This is a genomic window from Bradyrhizobium sp. USDA 3315, from assembly GCF_054056795.1.
The window spans coordinates 3,805,088-3,824,216 of sequence record NZ_JBSRYP010000001.1; the positions used below are offsets into that span (position 1 = coordinate 3,805,088).

At 66.0% G+C, this 19,129-nt stretch carries 18 protein-coding genes; 8 read left to right on the forward strand and 10 right to left on the reverse strand.

Annotated features, from left to right (window positions below):
• Positions 1 to 16 precede the first annotated feature (16 nt).
• From ACVIYL_RS17485 to ACVIYL_RS17495, 3 genes are read right to left on the reverse strand one after another with little or no spacing between them, the layout of a single operon-like run.
• Positions 17 to 2,827 (reverse strand): DUF4159 domain-containing protein, encoded by a 2,811-nt coding sequence (locus ACVIYL_RS17485; RefSeq protein WP_456781847.1) that lies wholly within the window; start codon positions 2,825 to 2,827, stop codon positions 17 to 19.
• On the reverse strand, positions 2,827 to 3,768 hold the full coding sequence (locus ACVIYL_RS17490; protein WP_456779278.1) for a DUF58 domain-containing protein: 942 nt from the start codon (positions 3,766 to 3,768) through the stop codon (positions 2,827 to 2,829). Before ACVIYL_RS17490 ends, ACVIYL_RS17485 begins: the two co-directional genes overlap by 1 nt.
• On the reverse strand, positions 3,768 to 4,772 hold the full coding sequence (locus ACVIYL_RS17495; RefSeq protein ID WP_038386028.1) for an AAA family ATPase: 1,005 nt from the start codon (positions 4,770 to 4,772) through the stop codon (positions 3,768 to 3,770). The genes ACVIYL_RS17490 and ACVIYL_RS17495 overlap by 1 nt, the downstream gene beginning before the upstream one ends.
• 241 nt (positions 4,773 to 5,013) lie before the next feature.
• Here ACVIYL_RS17495 and ACVIYL_RS17500 point away from each other — a divergent pair, with 241 nt between their 5' ends.
• The 4 genes from ACVIYL_RS17500 to ACVIYL_RS17515 are packed head-to-tail and all read left to right on the forward strand — an operon-like array spanning position 5,014 to position 7,836.
• On the forward strand, positions 5,014 to 5,655 hold the full coding sequence (locus ACVIYL_RS17500; protein ID WP_092085829.1) for a DUF1285 domain-containing protein: 642 nt from the start codon (positions 5,014 to 5,016) through the stop codon (positions 5,653 to 5,655).
• A 32-nt stretch (positions 5,656 to 5,687) separates the two neighbouring features.
• On the forward strand, positions 5,688 to 6,323 hold the full coding sequence (locus ACVIYL_RS17505) for a CoA pyrophosphatase (protein ID WP_456781848.1): 636 nt from the start codon (positions 5,688 to 5,690) through the stop codon (positions 6,321 to 6,323).
• The gene (locus ACVIYL_RS17510; RefSeq protein ID WP_028333189.1) at positions 6,320 to 6,583 is read left to right on the forward strand and encodes a DUF6111 family protein; all 264 of its coding nucleotides are present in this window, start codon (positions 6,320 to 6,322) and stop codon (positions 6,581 to 6,583) included. The genes ACVIYL_RS17505 and ACVIYL_RS17510 overlap by 4 nt, the downstream gene beginning before the upstream one ends.
• A complete protein-coding gene (locus tag ACVIYL_RS17515) occupies positions 6,580 to 7,836 on the forward strand; it encodes a CCA tRNA nucleotidyltransferase (protein ID WP_456779279.1) in 1,257 nt (418 codons plus the stop codon). Before ACVIYL_RS17510 ends, ACVIYL_RS17515 begins: the two co-directional genes overlap by 4 nt.
• Before the next feature lie 155 nt (positions 7,837 to 7,991).
• Here the strand turns inward: ACVIYL_RS17515 and ACVIYL_RS17520 are convergent, their stop codons facing one another.
• From ACVIYL_RS17520 to ACVIYL_RS17545, 6 genes are all read right to left on the reverse strand, one after another.
• Entirely contained in the window at positions 7,992 to 8,240 is a 249-nt protein-coding gene (locus ACVIYL_RS17520; protein WP_456779280.1) for a DUF2158 domain-containing protein, read from the reverse strand.
• Between the two features lie 141 nt (positions 8,241 to 8,381).
• Positions 8,382 to 9,122: an HAD family hydrolase gene (locus ACVIYL_RS17525; protein WP_456779281.1), complete on the reverse strand. Its 741-nt coding sequence runs from the start codon at positions 9,120 to 9,122 to the stop codon at positions 8,382 to 8,384.
• Positions 9,113 to 10,009: an oxygen-dependent coproporphyrinogen oxidase gene (gene hemF, locus ACVIYL_RS17530; RefSeq protein ID WP_176937031.1), complete on the reverse strand. Its 897-nt coding sequence runs from the start codon at positions 10,007 to 10,009 to the stop codon at positions 9,113 to 9,115. Before hemF ends, ACVIYL_RS17525 begins: the two co-directional genes overlap by 10 nt.
• A 2-nt stretch (positions 10,010 to 10,011) precedes the next feature.
• Complete coding sequence (locus ACVIYL_RS17535; RefSeq protein WP_092126881.1) at positions 10,012 to 10,377, reverse strand: 6-pyruvoyl trahydropterin synthase family protein; 366 nt, start codon at positions 10,375 to 10,377, stop codon at positions 10,012 to 10,014.
• A gap of 27 nt (positions 10,378 to 10,404) precedes the next feature.
• Positions 10,405 to 11,037 carry a 7-carboxy-7-deazaguanine synthase gene (gene queE / locus ACVIYL_RS17540; RefSeq protein ID WP_456779282.1) on the reverse strand — a complete coding sequence of 211 codons (633 nt, stop codon included), beginning with the start codon at positions 11,035 to 11,037 and terminating at the stop codon, positions 10,405 to 10,407.
• Between the two features lie 10 nt (positions 11,038 to 11,047).
• Positions 11,048 to 11,533 carry a tRNA (cytidine(34)-2'-O)-methyltransferase gene (locus ACVIYL_RS17545; protein ID WP_456779283.1) on the reverse strand — a complete coding sequence of 162 codons (486 nt, stop codon included), beginning with the start codon at positions 11,531 to 11,533 and terminating at the stop codon, positions 11,048 to 11,050.
• A 277-nt stretch (positions 11,534 to 11,810) separates the two neighbouring features.
• Between ACVIYL_RS17545 and petA the strand changes: the two genes are divergently transcribed.
• The 3 genes from petA (at position 11,811) to ACVIYL_RS17560 (ending at position 15,345) form a co-directional block, all read left to right on the forward strand.
• Positions 11,811 to 12,341, forward strand: coding sequence for a ubiquinol-cytochrome c reductase iron-sulfur subunit (petA, locus tag ACVIYL_RS17550; RefSeq protein ID WP_016839713.1), 531 nt, complete (start codon positions 11,811 to 11,813; stop codon positions 12,339 to 12,341).
• Positions 12,342 to 12,413: 72 nt separating this feature from the next.
• Positions 12,414 to 14,486 (forward strand): cytochrome c1, encoded by a 2,073-nt coding sequence (locus ACVIYL_RS17555; protein ID WP_026193258.1) that lies wholly within the window; start codon positions 12,414 to 12,416, stop codon positions 14,484 to 14,486.
• 184 nt (positions 14,487 to 14,670) lie between these two features.
• Positions 14,671 to 15,345 (forward strand): dienelactone hydrolase family protein, encoded by a 675-nt coding sequence (locus ACVIYL_RS17560; RefSeq protein ID WP_057017022.1) that lies wholly within the window; start codon positions 14,671 to 14,673, stop codon positions 15,343 to 15,345.
• A gap of 167 nt (positions 15,346 to 15,512) precedes the next feature.
• On the opposite strand, the gene ACVIYL_RS17565 is transcribed toward ACVIYL_RS17560, so the two are convergent.
• On the reverse strand, positions 15,513 to 16,508 hold the full coding sequence (locus ACVIYL_RS17565) for a VOC family protein (protein WP_456779284.1): 996 nt from the start codon (positions 16,506 to 16,508) through the stop codon (positions 15,513 to 15,515).
• Positions 16,509 to 16,864: 356 nt separating this feature from the next.
• Between ACVIYL_RS17565 and ACVIYL_RS17570 the strand changes: the two genes are divergently transcribed.
• Positions 16,865 to 19,030, forward strand: a complete 2,166-nt coding sequence (locus ACVIYL_RS17570; RefSeq protein ID WP_456779285.1) for an anthranilate synthase component I — start codon at positions 16,865 to 16,867, stop codon at positions 19,028 to 19,030.
• Positions 19,031 to 19,129 lie beyond the last annotated feature (99 nt).

The window sequence follows — 19,129 nt, forward strand, 5'->3', positions numbered from 1 at the left end:
TGAAGCACTTGCATCTCTATTGTCCCAGCCGCTCGATCAAGGCAGGCGCGTGCACCTGGTCGGCCTTGTAGTTGCCGGTCAGCGTGTACATCACGATGTTGACGCCGGCGCGGAAGGCGAATTCGCGCTGGCGCGGCTCGCCCGGCGTTAGCGGCAGCATCGGCTGGCCGTCGGGGCGGATCGCCCAGGCGCCGGCGAGGTCGTTCGACGTGATGATGATCGGCGAGACGCCGTCGCCGCCGCGCGCCGGGCGCTGCGCAGCCTCGTCGTCGTCCTCGCGCGGCAGCGCCTCGACCCAGGTCTGGCCGGAGTTGAAGCGGCCGGGGAAGTCGCGCAGCAGATAGAACGTCTTGGTCAGCACGTGCTCGCGCGGCACCGGTTCGAGCTCGGGTACGTCGAGGGTCGACAGCAATTCGCGCAGCGTCTGCATGCCGGGCGTTTGCGATGAGCCGTTGTCCCCCGGCGGCGCTTCGACGGCGTCACGGGTATCGAAGATGACGGTGCCGCCCTGCTTCATGTAGGCGTCGATCTTGTTGATGGCGTCCTGCGGCGGCTTCGGCGCGCCCGGCACGATCGGCCAGTAGATCAGGGGGAAGAAAGCCAGCTCGTCGCGCGCGGGATCGATGCCGACGGGATCGCCGGCTTCCAGCGCGGTGCGCTGTCCGAGGAACAGCGTCAGTCCGGACATCCCCGCCTTGACGATGGAATCGACATCGGCATTGCCGGTCACGACGTAGGCCAGCCGCGTCTGCGACACCGCCTTGATGGCGAAGTCGTCGCTGCTGGCGTTCTGCGCGCGGCTCGGCGAGGGCACCATCGTGGTCGCAAGGATGAAGGCCAACGCGAGCGCGGCCGGTGCCGCGCGCCGCCGGATCAGCGCGGCAAGGCCGCCGCCGAGCATGGCCACCACGATCGCATCGAGCAGGAACAGCGCCAGCGCCGTCGACAGCATGATGCCTCTCAAATCGCGCGGCTCGGCGTTGGTGTAGCTCGCACGCGTCGCGCGCAGGGCCGAGGTGTCGAGCGGCGCGATGCGATCGGCGGAGGCGAGCGTGTTGACCGCGATCGGGCTCTCGGCAGTGCCGTAGAAGCCGGGCGGATGGTCGGCCGTGCCGCGATCGCGATAGTCCGCCGACATCGGCTTGGCGCTCGAGGGCGGCGGGCCGAAGACGCCGAAGCCGTCGAGCGTGCGCAGCGGCGCAACCGTCTCGGCATTGGGATCGCTGGCGACGCCCGGGCCGGGCTTCGAGGTATAGCCGGACATGTCGATCAGCCGGCGCAGCATCTCGACGAAGGTGCCGGACATCGGCAGATCCGACCAGCGCATGTCGGCGCCGACATGGAACAGGCTGACCACGCCCTTGCCGCGACGCTCGCCGGTGACCAGCGGCGTGCCGTCCTCCAGCGAGGCCCAGCTCTTGGTCGAGAGCACGGCGTCGGGCTCGGCCAGCACCTGGCGGTTGACGGTGATGTCCTTCGGCACGGTGAGGCCCGAGAACGGGCCATCGGCGGCGAACGAGGCCATGTGCTGCGGCTTCTCCCAGGTCAGGCTGCCGCCGAGCGTGCGTCCGCCGCGGCGGAGCTTGACGGGAACGAGGTCGTCATCGGCCTGGGCGAGGCGCGGACCTGCGAAGCGCACCAGCACGCCGCCTTGCTCGATCCAGGCATTGAGCCGGTCGCGGATCTCCGGCGACAGCGTGCCGACGTCGGCCATCACGATCATCGGCAACCGCTGGTCGAGGAATTGCCCGATCACCTGCTGTGGCGCGCCGCGATCGCCGAGCCTGACATCGGCAAATGGCGATAGCGCGCGGGAGAGATAGAAGGTCGACGCCAACAGCGGCTGCGCGGTGTCGTTACTCGCACCCGAGACCACGCCGATGGCGCGGCGGCGCCAGCGCCGGTCGAGCAGCTGCACGGCGCCGGCCGAATGCTCGCCGGAAATTTCGAGCCGTGCGATGTCGTTGCGCAACTCGACCGGAAGATCGAAGGCGGCTTCGGTCTCGCGATCCTGCGGTCCGAATGTGTAGCGCGCCTCGCCGATCGGCGAGCCCTTGGCGTCGACCGCGCGCACCGTTCCCGCCGCGATGCCGCTCTCGGTGCGCAGCACCTTCACCGTCATCTTGGCGGCGGCGTTCTCGGCCGCGACCAGCGCCTGCGCCGACTGCGCTCCGCCCGCATAGATCGTCAGATTGCGGCTTTCGATCACCTTGCCGAGCCCCTCGGTGAATTCGCTGCCGCGTCCGGTGTCGACGCCGTCGGACAGCCAGGCGATGTCGCAGTCGCCGGTCGACTTGAGGAAACGTCCAAGCGCGCCGAGAGTTTCAACCCGATCGACCGAGTAGGGCTTCGGCGCGAGCTGGCGCAGCGCGACGCGCGCGGCGCCGGCCGGCATCAGCGTGATGTCGCGCGCGGGCTCGGACAGCGGCACCAGCGCGACGCCACGGCGGTCGCTGTCGGCGTTGGCGATCAGTTCGTCGGCGGCCCTGATCCGCGCGTCCCAGCTCGAGGCCGCGCTCCAGCCGTCGTCGAGCAGGATCACCAGCGGCAATTTACCGGCGGCAACGCCGGTCTGCGGATTCCAGATCGGGCCGGCAGCGGCGAAGATGACGAGCGCGGCGGCGGCGAGCCGCAGCAGCGTCAGCCACCACGGCGTGCGCGACGGCGTCTCCTCCTTGGGCGCGATGTCGAACAACAGCCGCGTCGGCGGGAATTCGATCCGGCGCGGCCGCGGCGGCATCACGCGCAACAGCCACCACAGCGCCGGCAGGCTGACCAGCCCCAGCAGCAGCAGCGGTTCGGCGAAGGAGAGGGGGAGGCCTGCGATCATGCGCTGCGTCCCGCCTTGACTATTGAGCGGCCACCGCCCTTGCTCACCATCATGCCGGCATGCAGGAACAGCAGCAGCTCGGCCTCGGAGCGGCTGGTGGTGTGGGTCGAGAACAGCCAGTCGAGCCGATTGGTCTCGCCGCGGATCTGGTCGCGATGCAGCGCGACCCGGGCGACATAATCGCTCGCCCAGCTCTCGGCGCGGCCCGCGGTGATGACGCTGCCGATCTCCGGCTCGACGAATTCGACCCGGCCGGAATAGGGGAAGGTCTCTTCGGCGGGATCGACGACCTGGATCAGGGTGCCGTGCGCGCCGGAGGAGGAAAGCCCGGCCAGCATCGCCGTGATCTCCGTGATCGGCGACCAGAAATCCGACAACACGACGACTTCGGCCAGCGACGATGGCACGAAGGACGGCGGCAGGCTCGCGCGCGTCGTCTCGTCGTGCAACATCGCTTCCGCCATCTTGTCGATCACGTTGAGGCTTGCGGTCGGGTTCAGCAGGCCGGGAATGCCGACGCGTTCTCCGCCCGCAACGAGCAGCTCGGCGAGCGCGAAGGCTACGATCAGTCCGCGCTCCAGCTTGCTGTCGCGCGCCTCGCGCGAGGCAAAGGCCATCGACGGCGAGCGGTCGGGCCAGATCCACACCGTGTGCGCGGCTTCCCACTCCTGCTCGCGGACATAGAGATGGTCGTCGCGCGCCGAGCGGCGCCAATCGACGCGCTGCGACGGCTCGCCGGAGACGAAGCGGCGGTATTGCCAGAAATTCTCGCCCGAGCCGGCGCGGCGGCGGCCGTGCAGGCCATGGATGACGTTGGCAGCGACACGGCGGGCCTCAAGCACCAGACGCGGCAGCGATGCGGCGAGCGTTCGGCTTTCGCCATCGGCACGTCGAACCGCAAGGATCTCCTCGTTCTGGTGCCTGTTGTCTGCGGCCATCAACCGATCCGGGTCTTCAGTTGCTTGATCACGTCGGGAATGGTGCGGCCCTCGGCGCGCGCCGAGAACGTCAGCGCCATGCGGTGCTTGAGCACGGGCTCTGCGAGATCGAGCACATCGTCGATCGACGGCGCGAGTCTCCCGTCGAGCAATGCACGGGCACGCACCGCGAGCATCAAGGCCTGGCTGGCGCGCGGACCCGGGCCCCATGCGATCAGCTTGCCGGCCTCGCCGCCCTCGGTGCCGGGACGCGCGGCGCGGACCAGCGTCAGGATCGCCTCGACCACGGAATCACCGACCGGCAGGCGGCGCACCAGGCGTTGCGCGGTGAGCAGCGTCTCCGCGTCCATCGACGGCTTGGCCGCGGCCTCTTCGGCGCCGGTGGTTTCGAACAGGATGCGCCGCTCGGCGTCGCGATCGGGATAGTCGACGTCGATTTCCATCAGGAAGCGGTCGAGCTGCGCCTCGGGCAGCGGATAGGTGCCTTCCTGCTCGAGCGGGTTCTGCGTCGCGAGCACGTGGAACGGCTTTGGCAAATCATGCCGCGCGCCGGCAATGGTGATGTGCTGCTCCTGCATGGCTTGCAGCAGCGCCGACTGGGTGCGCGGGCTGGCGCGGTTGATCTCGTCGGCCATCAGCAACTGCGCGAACACGGGACCTGCGATGAAGCGGAACGAACGCTTGCCCGCCGAGCTCTCGTCGAGCACTTCGGCGCCGAGAATGTCCGACGGCATCAGGTCGGGGGTGAACTGAATGCGCTTGGCATCGAGGCCGAGCGTGACGCCGAGGGTCTCGACCAGCTTGGTCTTGGCGAGGCCGGGCACGCCGATCAACAGCGCGTGGCCGCCCGACAGAATCGTCACCAGGGTGTTTTCGATCACCTGCTCCTGGCCGAAGATGACGGTGGAGACCGCTTCCTTGGCGGCCTTGATCTGGCCCGCGACCTGCTCGGCCGAACGGACGATCACATCCTCCAGTTTCTCGACGCTGTCTGCACCAGCCATTCGATCCGCTCCTTTTTGACGATGCGCGCACATCGGCGCGTCGTCATCATCTGTCGTCATCTCGGCCCTCATGCTAAACCTGAGCGAAGGCCATGTATTCGTTGAATTAAACTATCCCCACCTTATCGGTGTTTCAGGGTATGAACGGCATCACGATGTGGCGAGAATGACATCCCGATCACATCTCAGGATATGTGCACCAAACGTGCCAGATTGAAGGTAGGAAACCTTAAGGCAAACAATGGCGAAGCAAGGGCAGAGCGATTCCGGCAGGGAAACTACGGGCCTCGGGAGCAAGGGTCTCGAAGGGCTCACCACGGCCGCCAATCAAGCTGCGACATCGGGTCCGGCCGGACGCAAGGGCCTGCCGCCGGTTCACCTGTGGAATCCGCCATTCTGCGGCGATCTCGACATGCGAATCGCGCCTGACGGCACCTGGTTCTACATGGGAACGCCGATCGGCCGCCCCGCGCTGGTGCGGCTGTTCTCCACGATCCTGAAGCGCGAGGACGGCAAGCACTTTCTCGTGACACCGGTGGAGAAGGTCGGCATCCGCGTCGATGACGCGCCGTTCCTTGCCGTGGAAATGCAGGCCGGGGAAGACGCGCGCGGCCGCCTGCTCAGGTTCCGCACCAATGTCGACGATTGGGTCGATTGCGAGAAAGGCCACGGCCTCAGATTCGAGGCGGCCGAGGACGGCGGATTGACGCCCTATCTGCACGTCCGCGCCGATTTGTGGGCCAAGGTCACCCGCGCGCTCTATTACGATCTGGTTGACATGGGCGAGCAGCGGATGGTCGATGGTCAGGAGATGTTCGGCATCGAGTCCGGCGGCGAGTTCTTCGCGATGGCCGATGCCAGTCAGGTGAGGGACGCACTTTGAACGAGCCGTTGCTGAAGGTGGAGCCGGCGACGATCAGCTCGACGGAATTCTTCGCGCGGGCCCGCACGCGGCTCACTTTCGATGTGCCGCCGGGCCTGGTCGATCCGCATATCATTCCGCGCACCGGAGATTCCGGCAACGACCGCATGCTCGAGATCGTGGCGCAGGAGCAGCCGGTGCGGCCGGCCGCGGTGCTGATCCCGGTGGTCGATCATTCCGAGCCGACCGTGCTGTTGACGCAGCGCTCGCCCAATCTGTCGAGCCATGCCGGCCAGATCTCGTTTCCCGGCGGCAAGATCGACGCCACCGACGCTTCGCCGCTCGATGCCGCGCTGCGCGAGGCCTGCGAGGAAGTCGGGCTGAAGCGGGAATTCATCGACCCGGTCGGCTATCTCGACCTTTATGGCACCGCGTTCGGCTTCCGCATTCTGCCGACGGTCGCGAAGGTGAAGCCGGGATTCACGCTTGCGATCAACGAGGCGGAGGTGGTCGATGCGTTCGAGGTGCCGCTCGCCTTCCTGATGAATCCCGAGAATCATCAGATCCACACCAAGGAATTCCGCGGCATGGACCGGTCCTATTACGCGATGCCGTTCGCCGAGCGCTACATCTGGGGCGCGACCGCGGGCATTCTGCGCGTGCTGTATGAGCGGATCTATCTGTCATGATCCGCACGGTATTGACCGAGATCGGAATCTTTCTGGTCCCGTTCGCGGTCTATGCCATCTTCCTCATCGCGACGCGGTCCGGCGTGACGCTGCCGGCGTCATGGCCGCTCGACATGATCGCAAAGCTGACGCTGGTGGCGCTGGTGATGGTCATCGTGAGCTTCGTGCTGTTGGCCGAGTTGACTGGCGCGCCGCCGAATTCGACCTACGTTCCAGCCCATATCGAAAACGGCAAGCTGGTGCCGGGAGTTGAGAAATGAGCGAGGTGCGCCTGTTGTCCGACGCGCCATGGCTCGCTTCCGGGCCTGCGGCGCGCGTGCTCGGCCTGCTCAACGCCGACGGCGAGGAAGCCCGAGTGATCGGTGGGGCCGTGCGCAACGCCTTGATGCGGATTCCGCTCGCCGACATCGACATTGCCACCACGGCGCTGCCTGAGGAGGTGATCCGCCGCGCCAAGCGGGCGGGCATCAAGAGCGTGCCGACCGGTATCGAGCACGGCACGGTGACCCTGGTCGTCGACAGCCAGCCCTTCGAGGTGACGACGCTGCGCGAGGATACCGAGACCTATGGCCGCAAGGCCAGGGTGGCGTTCGGGCGCGACTGGGTGCGTGACGCCGAGCGGCGCGACTTCACCATCAACGGCCTGTCGGTCGACGCTTCGGGCGTCGTGCACGATCACGTCGGCGGCCTCGCCGACATCGAGGCGAGGCGCGTGCGCTTCATCGGCGATCCCGCGCAGCGGATTGCCGAGGACTATCTGCGCATCCTGCGCTTCTTCCGTTTCCATGCCGCCTATGGCGCGGGCGAGGTCGATCGCGCCGGCTATCTCGCCTGCATCGGCGGGCGCGCCGGATTGGCCGGCCTGTCGGCCGAGCGGATCCGCATGGAGATGCTCAAGCTCGTGGTCGCGAACGGCGCCGCAAGTGCAGTGGTCGCGATGGGTGACGGTGGCTTGCTGCAGCCGCTGTTCGGCGGCGTCGCCTATACCGGCCCGCTTGCGGCGATGATCGAGATCGAGCGGCTGATGAAGCTCGCGCCGAGCGCGATGCGAAGGCTCGCCGCGCTGACGGTCGCCGTGACCGAGGACGCGCGGCGTATCGCCAGCCGGCTGCGGCTCTCCAACGCCGAGGCCAAGGCGCTCGATTCGATGGGCCATCGCTGGTGGCGCCTGCCCGGCATGGACGAGGCGCATGCCAGGCGCAGGCTGTACCGGCTCGACGAGGAGCCGTATCGCGACCGGGTGCTATTGGCCTGGGCGCGAACCGGCGCGGGCCGCGATGTCGATCAGTGGCGCGAGCTCGCCACGCTGCCAGAGCGCTGGCGCGCGCCGCACTTTCCGTTGCGGGCATCGGATTTCATCGCGCGCGGCATTGCCGAGGGACCGGCGCTCGGACATGTCCTGACCCTCGCGGAGGATGCCTGGTTGGCCGCGGACTTTCCGCTGGAGCCGAAGATACTGTCCGATATCGCCGACCAGACCGCGGCCCGTTTCACCCGCGACCATCGGCTTTGAATTCTCTTTGAGTTTTCTCTGAGTTTTCTCGCCGACGTCTCGATGCCGCCGTGATCAGCGGCGGCACGGTGACGATCGGCTGAACGACGATCGGTCGAACGTCGCATGGAGGCGATGCTGCCGGCATCTGCCAGTCAGCATCGCGCCAACGGATCTCACGCCGCCTTGCGCTTCTTCTTGCGGTCGCCGTCGTCGTCTTCGTCCTCGTCGTCCTCTTCTTCCGCGTCGTCCTCGTCTTCGTCGTCTTCCTCTTCATCGTCCTCCGGATCGAGCTCGGTCGATTCGAGTGCGACAAGCGGCAAGGTTTTGCGAAACAGATCGCCGTCCGTACCCATCCACAGGCACGCGACCTTGTCCTCGTCGATTTCGACGACCGTGATCGGATGGCCGCCGGACTTCAGCATGACAACATCGCCTGGTTTCAGTTCCATGATTTTCCCTCCGCGCTGGATGACGCGGGCGGCAGGCTAGCGACCGGTGATGACAGCCAAATCACGGCCGGCGCCAGCTTCAATGGAATTGACGTGGAAAACGGCCGCGATGCGCTATTTGCGCGCGGCAGGAACCAGTTCGCTCAGCGAGCGGATGATGCGGTCGGGCTTGATGGTCGATCCCGGCGGCAGCCCGACACCGTGCACGTCCATCCAGATCGCATAGATGCCAAGCCGCTGCGGCGCCACGACTTCCCACTCGAGATTGTCGCCGATCATCCAGGTGTCCAGTGCGGTGACGCCGAGCGCTTCCATCGCGTGCAGGTAGGCGCGCTCCTCCGGCTTGCCGAAGCCGTGCTCGCCCTCGATCTGGATGTGATCGAAACGATGGCCGAGCGCGAAGCGCTCGACCTTGGCGCGCTGCATGTCGGCGGCGCCGTTGGTGACCAGCGCGAGCTTGATGCCAAGCGCCTTCAACGCATCGATCGCTTCATGCGCGCCGGGGAAGACGAACATCTCCTCCTCGCGGTAGGCAGTGAAGCGATCGGCGATGCGGTCGGCGAGAACGTCGGGCAGCGCGCGGTGACCGGCCGCCGCAAGCGCCGCGAAGCCGCCCTTCACGGTGAGCCGCCGCGCCTCGCCGAGCTTGATCCGCCAGATCGGCTCGGCGGTCGACCAGAATTGCCTCGCGTACGCCAACAGCGCCGTCGCGACCTGATCCGGGGGCAGGGGCGCCAGCTCCGCGGCGAACTCCGTGGTGATCGTGTTCCAGGCGATCTCGGGGCGTCCATAGGCCGACAGGATGGTGTCATCCATGTCGATCAGCATCGCGCGCGGCAGGTTCATCACGGCCATTTCACCTCCGGCGGCAGCGACGACAGGATCGAATCCACATTGCCGCCGGTCTTCAGGCCGAAGATCGTGCCGCGGTCATAGAGCAGGTTGAACTCGACATAGCGTCCGCGGCGGACCAACTGCTCGTCACGATCCTCCGCGCTCCAGGCGGCCGCGAAATTGCGCCGCACCAGGTCGGGATAGATCTTCAGGAAGCTGCGCCCGACGTCCTGGGTGAAGGCGAGATCGGCTTCCCAGTCGCCGCTGTCGTGCCAGTCATAGAAGATGCCGCCGATGCCGCGGGCTTCCTTGCGGTGCGGCAGATAGAAATACTCGTCGCACCATTTCTTGTACTTGTCGTAGTCGGCAACGCCGTTCGGCCCGCTGCACGCTTCTTTCATCGCGGCATGGAAGGCGACCGTATCGGGGTCCTCCTGGGTGCGTCGGCGGTTCAGCACCGGCGTCAGGTCGGCGCCGCCGCCGAACCACGCCTTGGTGGTGACGACGAAGCGGGTGTTCATGTGCACGGCGGGCACATTCGGATTGCGCAGATGCGCGATCAGCGAAATGCCCGACGCCCAAAATCGTGGATCGTCGGCGGCACCTGGAATCTGCGCGCGGAATTCGGGGGCGAACTCGCCGTGCACGGTCGAGCAGTGCACGCCGACCTTCTCGAACAGCCGGCCCTTCATGATCGACATCACGCCGCCGCCGCCCGGCTTGCCGGTGTGGTCGGTGCGGTCCCAGGGGGTCCGCGCGAACCGGCCGGCGGCGCCGGGATAAAGCGTGGACGGGGCGTCGTCCTCGAGCTTCTCGAAGGCCGCGCAGATGTCGTTGCGCAGCGCCTCGAACCAGCCGCGCGCACGCGCCTTGCGGTCCTCGATGATGGCGGGGTCTGTTGGCAGCATGACTAACCTTGCGGGCCGAAGTATGTGCAGCTCTCGTTGCAGCTGTCGCGATGGACGCTGACGCGGGTCAGCTTGCCTGCGTGTTGCAACCGCTCCCAGATGAAGCGCGACAGATTCTCCAGCGTCGGCACGCCGATCGCCTCGATCTTGTTCAGGAACTTGTGGTCGAGCGTCTTCTGCACCTCGGCCATGGCGCGTTCGAGCAGGCCGAGATCGACTACCATCCCGGTTTTCGGATCGGGCGTGCCGCGCACGGTGACTTCGGCGCGAAAGGAGTGGCCGTGAATCTCCTCGCTGGCGGTGCCAAAGGTCGTTCCGGACAGCGCGTGCGCAGCCTCGAACCGAAACGCTTTCGTCAATTCCCACATCTCGTTCAACAATCCGATTCTGTTAGTTCATCTAATCCCGAGCGTCTTGTGCGTCTGCACGCTAAGGCGCCATTGCGGGTGCTTCAGGCAATAGGCGATCGCCCGCTCGGTATTCTCGATCACGTCGGGGCCGTCCATCGGCTGCAGCGAGAAGCGCTCGAAGGCGAGGCCTGCGAAATCCTCCGGTGTGTTCTCCACCTGCGGATAGACCAGTTTGAGCTCGTGCCCCTTGCGCACCACGAGCTCGGCTGCAGCCTTGGGACTGACGCAGATCCAGTCGAGCCCGTCGGGCGGGACGATGGTGCCGTTGGTCTCGATCGCGATCGCAAAGCCGTGGCCGTGCAGGGCATCGATCAAGGCCGCGTCGACCTGCAGCAGCGGTTCGCCCCCAGTCAGGACGACGTAGCGGTCGGCCTCGCCTCCTGTCCATTGCGCGGCAATGGTGCCGCCAAGCTCTTCCGCGGTCGCATAACGGCCGCCCAGCGTGCCGTCGGTGCCGACGAAATCGGTGTCGCAGAACTTGCAGACAGCGCCGGCGCGGTCCTGCTCGCGGCCGCTCCAGAGGTTGCAGCCGGCGAAGCGGCAGAACACGGAAGCGCGGCCCGCATGGGCGCCTTCGCCCTGCAGGGTGAGAAAGATCTCCTTGACCGCGTAGCTCACCAAAAATCCCTTAAGTTGCCGAACCGGCAATTCCCGAACCGGCGCTTCCTGAACCGGTCTGCCGCAGCGCCTCGCCGACGGCCATGGCCGCCGTGACGGCCACATTGAGCGAACGCATGGTCGGCCGGATCGGAATCACCAGCCGCGCATCTGCGGCGGCCACCACCGCATCGGTCACCCCTGCCGTCTCGCGCCCGAACAGCAGGACATCGGAGGCCGTATAGGCGAAATCAAGATAGGATTTCGCCGCCCTTGTCGTGAACAGCACCAGCCGGCATCCGGCCTCGGCCCGCCATTCCTCGAATTTCGACCATGAGTCGTGACGCTTCAACCGCACATGGTCGAGATAGTCCATACCCGCCCGGCGGAAATTCCGGTCCGAGGTGTCGAAGCCCGCCGGTTCGATGATATGGGCTGCCACGTCCAGGCAGGCGCAGAGGCGCAGAATCGTCCCTGTATTCTGGGGAATGTCGGGCTGGAACAGCGCGATCTGCATGGTGCGGGCGGCCTGTGAAATCCGGATGAAATTGTCTCAATAAAACATCGCTCGGCGCGGATTTCGTGCATTGCACGTGTGCGAGCCGATAGCGGGCTTGCGCTCGTCCGGCAAGGGTGCCAATAGAACGATTCTGGACTGCTGTTCCGCCATTTGGGGTGGGGAATAGCGGTTTTCTGCCGCCGCGGGGGCCGCGGGCGCCGGCAGCCTTTCTTGGGGCGCGTCCTGCGTCTCCAGGGCGGTTCCACCGGCTGCAGAAAAGAAAGGGCTAGGAATCGTGACGACAGCGTCTTCGGCGGACCATCCGACACGCCGTGATTTTCTCTTTGTTGCAACCGGAGCTGCCGCCGCGGTCGGCGCAGCCGCCACCGTCTGGCCGCTTGTTGCGCAGATGAACCCGGATGCCGCGACGATCGCGGCCGGCGCGCCGATCGAGGTCGATCTGACGCCGATCGCCGAGGGCCAGGACATCAAGGTCTTCTGGCGCGGCAAGCCGATCTACATCAGCCATCGCACCAAGAAGCAGATCCAGGAGGCCCAGAGCGTGGCGCTCTCGAGCCTGCCCGACCCGCAGCCCGACTCGGCCCGCGTCAAGGCCGGCCACGACCAGTGGCTGGTTGTGATCGGCATCTGCACCCATCTCGGCTGCATCCCGATCGCACATGAAGGCAATTACGACGGCTTCTTCTGCCCCTGCCACGGCTCGCAGTACGACTCCTCCGGTCGTATCCGCCAGGGGCCGGCGCCCGCCAACCTGGCGGTGCCGCCTTACGCCTTCCTTTCCGACACCAAAATCCAGATCGGCTAAGTCCCGGCCCCTCCGGGATTTCAGCTTCCACTTGGACCCATCGCGTCGTTTTTCTTCTTCAGGATCGCATCAATGAGCGGACCATCTGATTTCCAACCGAGCAACCCCGCCTTGAAGTGGATCGAACGGCGCCTTCCGATCTTCGGCCTGATCCACTCCTCGTTCGTGGCCTATCCGACGCCGCGCAACCTGAACTACTGGTGGACCTTCGGCGCCATCCTTTCGATGATGCTGGCCCTGCAGATCCTGACCGGCGTGATCCTGGCGATGCACTACACGCCGCACGCCGACCTCGCCTTCAAGTCGGTCGAGCTGATCGTCCGCGACGTCAATTACGGCTGGCTGCTGCGCAACATGCATGCCTGCGGCGCGTCGATGTTCTTCTTCGCCGTCTACATCCATATGTTCCGCGGCCTCTATTACGGGTCGTACAAGGAGCCGCGCGAGGTGCTGTGGATCCTCGGCGTCATCATCTACCTCCTGATGATGGCGACGGGCTTCATGGGATACGTGCTGCCGTGGGGCCAGATGAGCTTCTGGGGCGCCACCGTCATCACCAATCTGTTCTCGGCCGTGCCCTATTTCGGCGAGAGCATCGTGACCCTGCTGTGGGGCGGCTATTCGGTCGGCAACCCGACACTGAACCGCTTCTTCTCGCTGCACTATCTGCTCCCGTTCGTGATCGCCGGCGTGGTCGTGCTGCACGTCTGGGCGCTGCACGTCGCGGGTCAGAACAACCCGGCCGGCGTCGAGGCCAAGACCGAGAAGGACACCGTTGCGTTCACGCCGTATGCGACGATCAAGGACATGTTCGGCGTGTCCTGCTTCCTAATCTTCTTCGCCTGGTTCATCTTCTACATGCCGAACTATCTCGGCGACGCCGACAACTACATCCCGGCGAACCCGGGCGTGACGCCGGCGCACATCGTGCCTGAATGGTACTACCTGCCGTTCTATGCGATCCTGCGTTCGATCCCGAACAAGCTCGCCGGCGTCGTGGCGATGTTCTCGGCGATCATCATCCTGTGCTTCCTGCCCTGGCTCGACAGCGCACGGACCCGTTCGTCGAAGTATCGCCCGCTGGCCAAGCAGTTCTTCTGGATCTTCGTGGTGGTCTGCATCCTGCTCGGTTACCTCGGCTCGCAGCCGCCGGAAGGCATCTATGTGATCGCCGGCCGCATCCTGACGGTCTGCTACTTCGCCTACTTCCTGATTGTGCTGCCGCTGCTCGCCCGCATCGAGACGCCGCGTCCGGTGCCGAACTCGATCGCCGACGACGTGCTGGCGAAGAGCAAGGGCAGGGCCGCGACCGCGGCCTCTGTGATGCTCGCGATGGTCGTGGCCGGCAGCCTGCTCGTCGGCGGCACCCAGAACGCCAAGGCCGAGGAGGGTGGCAACGCGCCGCCGGCCCAGAAGTGGTCGTTCTCCGGTCCTTTCGGCACCTATGACCGTGGCTCGCTGCAGCGCGGCTTGAAGGTCTACAAGGAAGTCTGTGCCGCCTGTCACGGCCTGTCCTATGTCGCGTTCCGCAACCTCGCCGATCCCGGCGGTCCCGGCTATTCGCCGGCGCAGGCGGCGGCCTTCGCGTCCGAGTACAAGATCAAGGACGGTCCGAACGACCAGGGCGAGATGTTCGAGCGTCCGGGCCGCCCGGCGGATTACTTCCCGTCGCCGTTCCCGAACGAGCAGGCCGCGCGCGCGGCCAATGGCGGCGCGGCGCCGCCCGACCTCTCGCTGATCACCAAGGCGCGGTCCTACAAGCGCGGCTTCCCGCAGTTCGCGATCGACTTCTTCACCCAGTACCAGGAGCAGGGACCCGACTACGTCGACGCCATCCTGCAGGGCTTCGAGGACAAGGCTCCGGCGGGCGTCACGATCCCGGAGGGCTCGTACTACAACAAGTACTTCCCCGGCCACGCCATCAAGATGCCGAAGCCGCTGTCCGATGGTCAGGTGACCTTCGACGACGGTTCGCCGGCGACGGTCAAGCAGTACGCGCATGACGTCACCACGTTCCTGATGTGGGCGGCCGAGCCGCACATGGAGGAGCGCAAGCGGATCGGCATGCAGGTGTTCTTCTTCCTGGTCGTCTTCGCCTTCCTGATGTACTTCACCAAGCGCAAGGTCTGGGCCAACGCCCACTGATCTCGGGTACGGTATAGCGAGTTTGAGAAAGCCCCCTTCGGGGGCTTTTTTGTTTGCAATCTCTCCGTCATTCCGGGGTGACGCGGTAGCATCGAACCCGGAATGACAGTGTCGTCAATTGCGTCGGCCGCCGAGTGCGGACAAGATGCCGGCCAATCAGCCGGCAAACATTGCGGAGGAACTCATGGGTACCAGCATCAGCTTCAAGCGTCCGGACGGCAAGGATGCGTCGGGCTATCTCGCCAATGCGGCGCGCGGCAACGCACCCGGCGTCGTCGTGATCCAGGAATGGTGGGGCCTGTCGGACCAGATCAAGGGCCTGTGCGACCGCTTCGCGGTGGCTGGCTTCGATGCGCTGGCGCCCGATCTCTACAAGGGCAAGGTGGTGCCGTATCACGACACCGATGCCGCGGGCAAAGAGATGAACTCGCTCGACTTCATGGACGCCACCACGCAGACGGTGCGTGGTGCTGCGCAGTATCTCGCCAAGAACGGCGCCAAGGTCGGCCTGACCGGCTTCTGCCTTGGCGGCGCGGTGACCATCATCGGCTCGGTGCACGTGCCGGAATTGACCGCGGGCGTCGTGTTCTACGGCATCCCGCCGGAGCAGGCCGCCAAGCCCGCCGATGTCAGGATTCCGCTGCAGGCGCATTTCGCCAACAAGGACGATTGGTGCACGCCGGAGCTCGTCAGCAATTTCGAGAAGGCGATGAAGGCCGCCGGCAAATCGCTCGAGCTGTTCCGCTATGACGCCGAGCACGCCTTCGTCAACGAGCAGCGCCAGTCGGTGCACGACCGCGAGGCCGCCGAACTCGCCTGGGGCCGCGCCACGGACTTCTTCAAGAAGCACCTGGGGTAAGGCGATTGCCAAAACCACCGGCGTCGTCCCGGCGAAGGCCGGGACCCATACGCCGTGGCTTTTGCAATGGGCACGCTGGCAGTCATCTCGCCAAATAACTACGCCCTGTGGTTATGGGTCCCTGCTCCCGTGCGCAATTGCGCACTAGGCAGGGACGACGGCGAGACTTAACTTTCCTTCACCCCGTCCCACCACGGGCAGGTCCCCGACATCAGCCTGAAATTGCCTTCCATCACCTGCACCGGTGCGCGCTTGCCCTCGGCGGCGGCGCGCATCCGCATCTCGCGCGCGACGGCGCGGTCCCCCGGCGACAGCCAGACCCGCTCGTGGCCCCACAGGCTCGGGCCGTCATGCATCTCGAACGGCGTCCAGTTCGCCGGATCGATCTCGCGGCCGCCCCAGCCGCACTCGACCATGAAGGCGGACGGCGACCTCGCGTAGAACGACGTCATCAGGTCGTTGGTGTGGCGGCCGAGCGTGACGTTGACGCGGTCTTCCTGCTGCGCGACGTCATAGGCTTGGCCGACATCGTCGAGCGAGAACAGCTCGACCATCAGATGATGCATGCCGTTCGTGCCGGTCTCGATCAGCGCCAGCGAGTGGTGGCGGGCATTGACGTGGAAGAAATAGGCGCGGAACGGTTTTTCGATGTAGTCGCTGAGGCCGAAGCCGAGCACGTCGACATAGAAGCTCATCACCGGGGCGATGTTCTCGACGGTCAGCACGGCGTGGCCGAGGCCGAGCGGCCCGGTGCGGAAGCCGGAGATCGAGCGGCCCGGCCTGAACGGCGTGTCGTCAATCTCGGCGCCATGAAACGCCTCGAGGCGGTTGCCGGCGGGATCCCGAAACGAGATCAAACCGCGCACCCGCCTGCTATCTACGAGCGCCTGCGGCTCTGATGTCACCGCGACGCCGGCGCGCTCCAGCCGTGCCGCCAGCGCGTCGAGGGCCGCACGGTCAGCCACCTCCCAGCCGAAGAACCGGGTGCCTTCGCCCTGGGCGCGGTCGATCACGATGCGCTGCTTGCGGTCGTCCATCCGGAACGCGAGCAACGAGTTGCCGCGCTCGACCGCCTGCAGCCCGACGAGGCCAGTGCCGAACTGCCGCCAGTCGTCAAGCGCGTCGGAGCCGAAGCCGGCATATCCGAGACCCAAAATCGCCATCTGCGCCTCCGCTATCTGTCTGTTTTTTGGGCGGCCGGCCGGCCGCCATTTCGGCAAATGCTACGCGGTTTCTTGCCCCTTCAAACCCCGAAAATGCCGTCCAGGGGGCGTCCCGCCTTGGGGCAGGGCTGCCGGGCCATCCCTTGACACGGCCCGCGCCGGGTGGTGAGTAACGGGCATGAGCACCGTTGCCAGCCCATCCCGTCGTTGGTGGCCCACCTTCTCATAGGTGGCCGGTGCGTTTTCTTTTTTCACAAACGTCGAAGGTCGCCATCGCAGTGCGACCGATGGTTAGTTTATTTGCCCTTCGTTTGTCCTGTGTGGCGCTCTCTCGGCAAGTCTCGTAAGAGGATCACATGAACAGGACAGTCTTCTCCCTGCCGGCTCGAAGCGAATATCTGACCAATGGCGGCCTTGCGGTCGCGCGCGTGGTCGAGCAGTTCACCGGCGGCGCCAACCGCCTCGACGATTTGATCGCGCTACTGGACCGCCGCCGCGGCGTGGTGCTGTCCTCGGGCACGACGGTACCGGGCCGCTACGAGAGCTTTGACCTCGGCTTTGCCGATCCGCCGCTGGTGCTGGAGACGTCAGGTACGAACTTCTCGTTGCAGGCGCTGAACCCGCGCGGTGAGGTCCTGATCGCCTTCCTCGGCGACGTGCTGCGCGAGCCCTGCGTCGTGATCTCAGAGCGGAGCGCAACGCGGCTCGCCGGCCACATCATCCGCGGCGCCGCGCCGGTCGAGGAAGACCAGCGCACCCGCCGCGCCAGCGTGATGTCGCTGGTGCGCGACATGGTGGCGGCGTTCACCTCCAATGCCGATCCGCTGCTCGGCCTGTTCGGCGCCTTCGCCTACGACCTCGTGTTCCAGATCGAGGACCTCGTGCAGAAGCGCGCCCGCGAGGCCGACCAGCGCGACATCGTGCTCTACGTGCCGGACCGCCTCTTGGCCTATGACCGCGCCACCGGCCGCGGCGTGGCGCTCACTTACGAGTTCGCGTGGAAGGGCAAATCCACCGCCGGCCTGTCGCAGGAGACCGCGCCGAGCCTCTACGCCAGGAACGGCCGGCAGGGCTTTGCCGATCACGCCCCGGGCGAGTACCAGGCGACCGTCGAGGTCGCGCGCGCGGCGTTTGCCCGCGGCGATCTGTTCGAGGCGGTGCCCGGGCAGCTGTTTGCCGAGCCCTGCGAGCGCTCGCCGGCGGAAGTGTTCCAGCGGCTCTGCCGCATCAACCCGTCGCCCTACGGCGCGCTGATGAATCTCGGCGCCGGCGAATTCCTGGTCTCGGCGTCGCCGGAGATGTTCGTCCGTTCCGATGGCCGCCGGGTCGAGACCTGCCCGATCTCGGGCACCATCGCGCGAGGTTCGGATTCGATCGGCGATGCCGAGCAGATCCGAAAGCTGTTGAACTCGGAGAAGGACGAGTTCGAGCTCAACATGTGCACCGACGTCGACCGCAACGACAAGGCGCGCGTCTGCGTGCCCGGCACCATCAAGGTGCTGGCGCGGCGTCAGATCGAGACCTACTCAAAGCTGTTCCACACCGTCGACCACGTCGAAGGCATGCTGCGGCCGGGCTTCGATTCGCTCGACGCCTTCCTGACCCACGCCTGGGCCGTGACCGTGACCGGCGCGCCGAAACTGTGGGCGATGCAGTTCGTCGAGGATCACGAGCGGTCGCCGCGGCGCTGGTATGCCGGCGCGATCGGCTGCGTCAATTTCGACGGCAGCATCAACACCGGGCTCACCATCCGCACCATCCGCATGAAGGACGGTCTCGCCGAGGTGCGCGTCGGCGCGACCTGCCTGTTCGATTCAGATCCCGCCGCCGAGGATCGTGAGTGCCAGGTCAAGGCGGCGGCGCTGTTCCAGGCGCTGCGCGGCGATCCGCCGAAGCCACTGTCGGATTTCGCGCCCGACGCCACCGGCTCCGGCAAGAACGTGCTCTTGATCGATCACGACGACAGCTTCGTGCACATGCTGGCCGATTACTTCCGCCAGGTCGGTGCCAACGTCACCGTGGTCAGGCATATCCATGCCCAGGACATGCTCAAGAAGAAGGGCTGGGACCTCCTGGTGCTGTCGCCCGGGCCGGGGCGCCCGGAGGATTTCGGCATCGCGAAGACCATCGACACCGCGCTGGAGAAGCATCTGCCGATCTTCGGCGTCTGCCTCGGCGTGCAGGCGATCGGCGAGTATTTCGGCGGCCAGCTTGGCCAGCTCGGCCAGCCCGCGCATGGCCGTCCCTCGCGCGTCCAGGTGCGTGGTGGCCGGCTGATGCAGAACCTGCCCAATGAGATCGTGATCGGCCGCTACCACTCGCTCTATGTCGAGCGCGACAGCGTGCCCGAGGTGCTGGCGGTGACCGCGACCACCGAAGACGGTGTCGCGATGGTGATCGAGCACAAGACCCTGCCGGTCGGCGGCGTGCAATTCCATCCGGAATCGCTGATGTCGCTCAGCAACGAGGTCGGCCTGCGCATTGTCGAGAATGCATTCCGGCTTAATGTGAGTAGCAAGTGAAGGCTAAGTTTAACCATCGTCATTCCGGGATGGTGCGTTAGCACCAGACCCGGAATCTCGAGATTCCAGGTTCGATGCTTCGCATCGCCCCGGAATGAC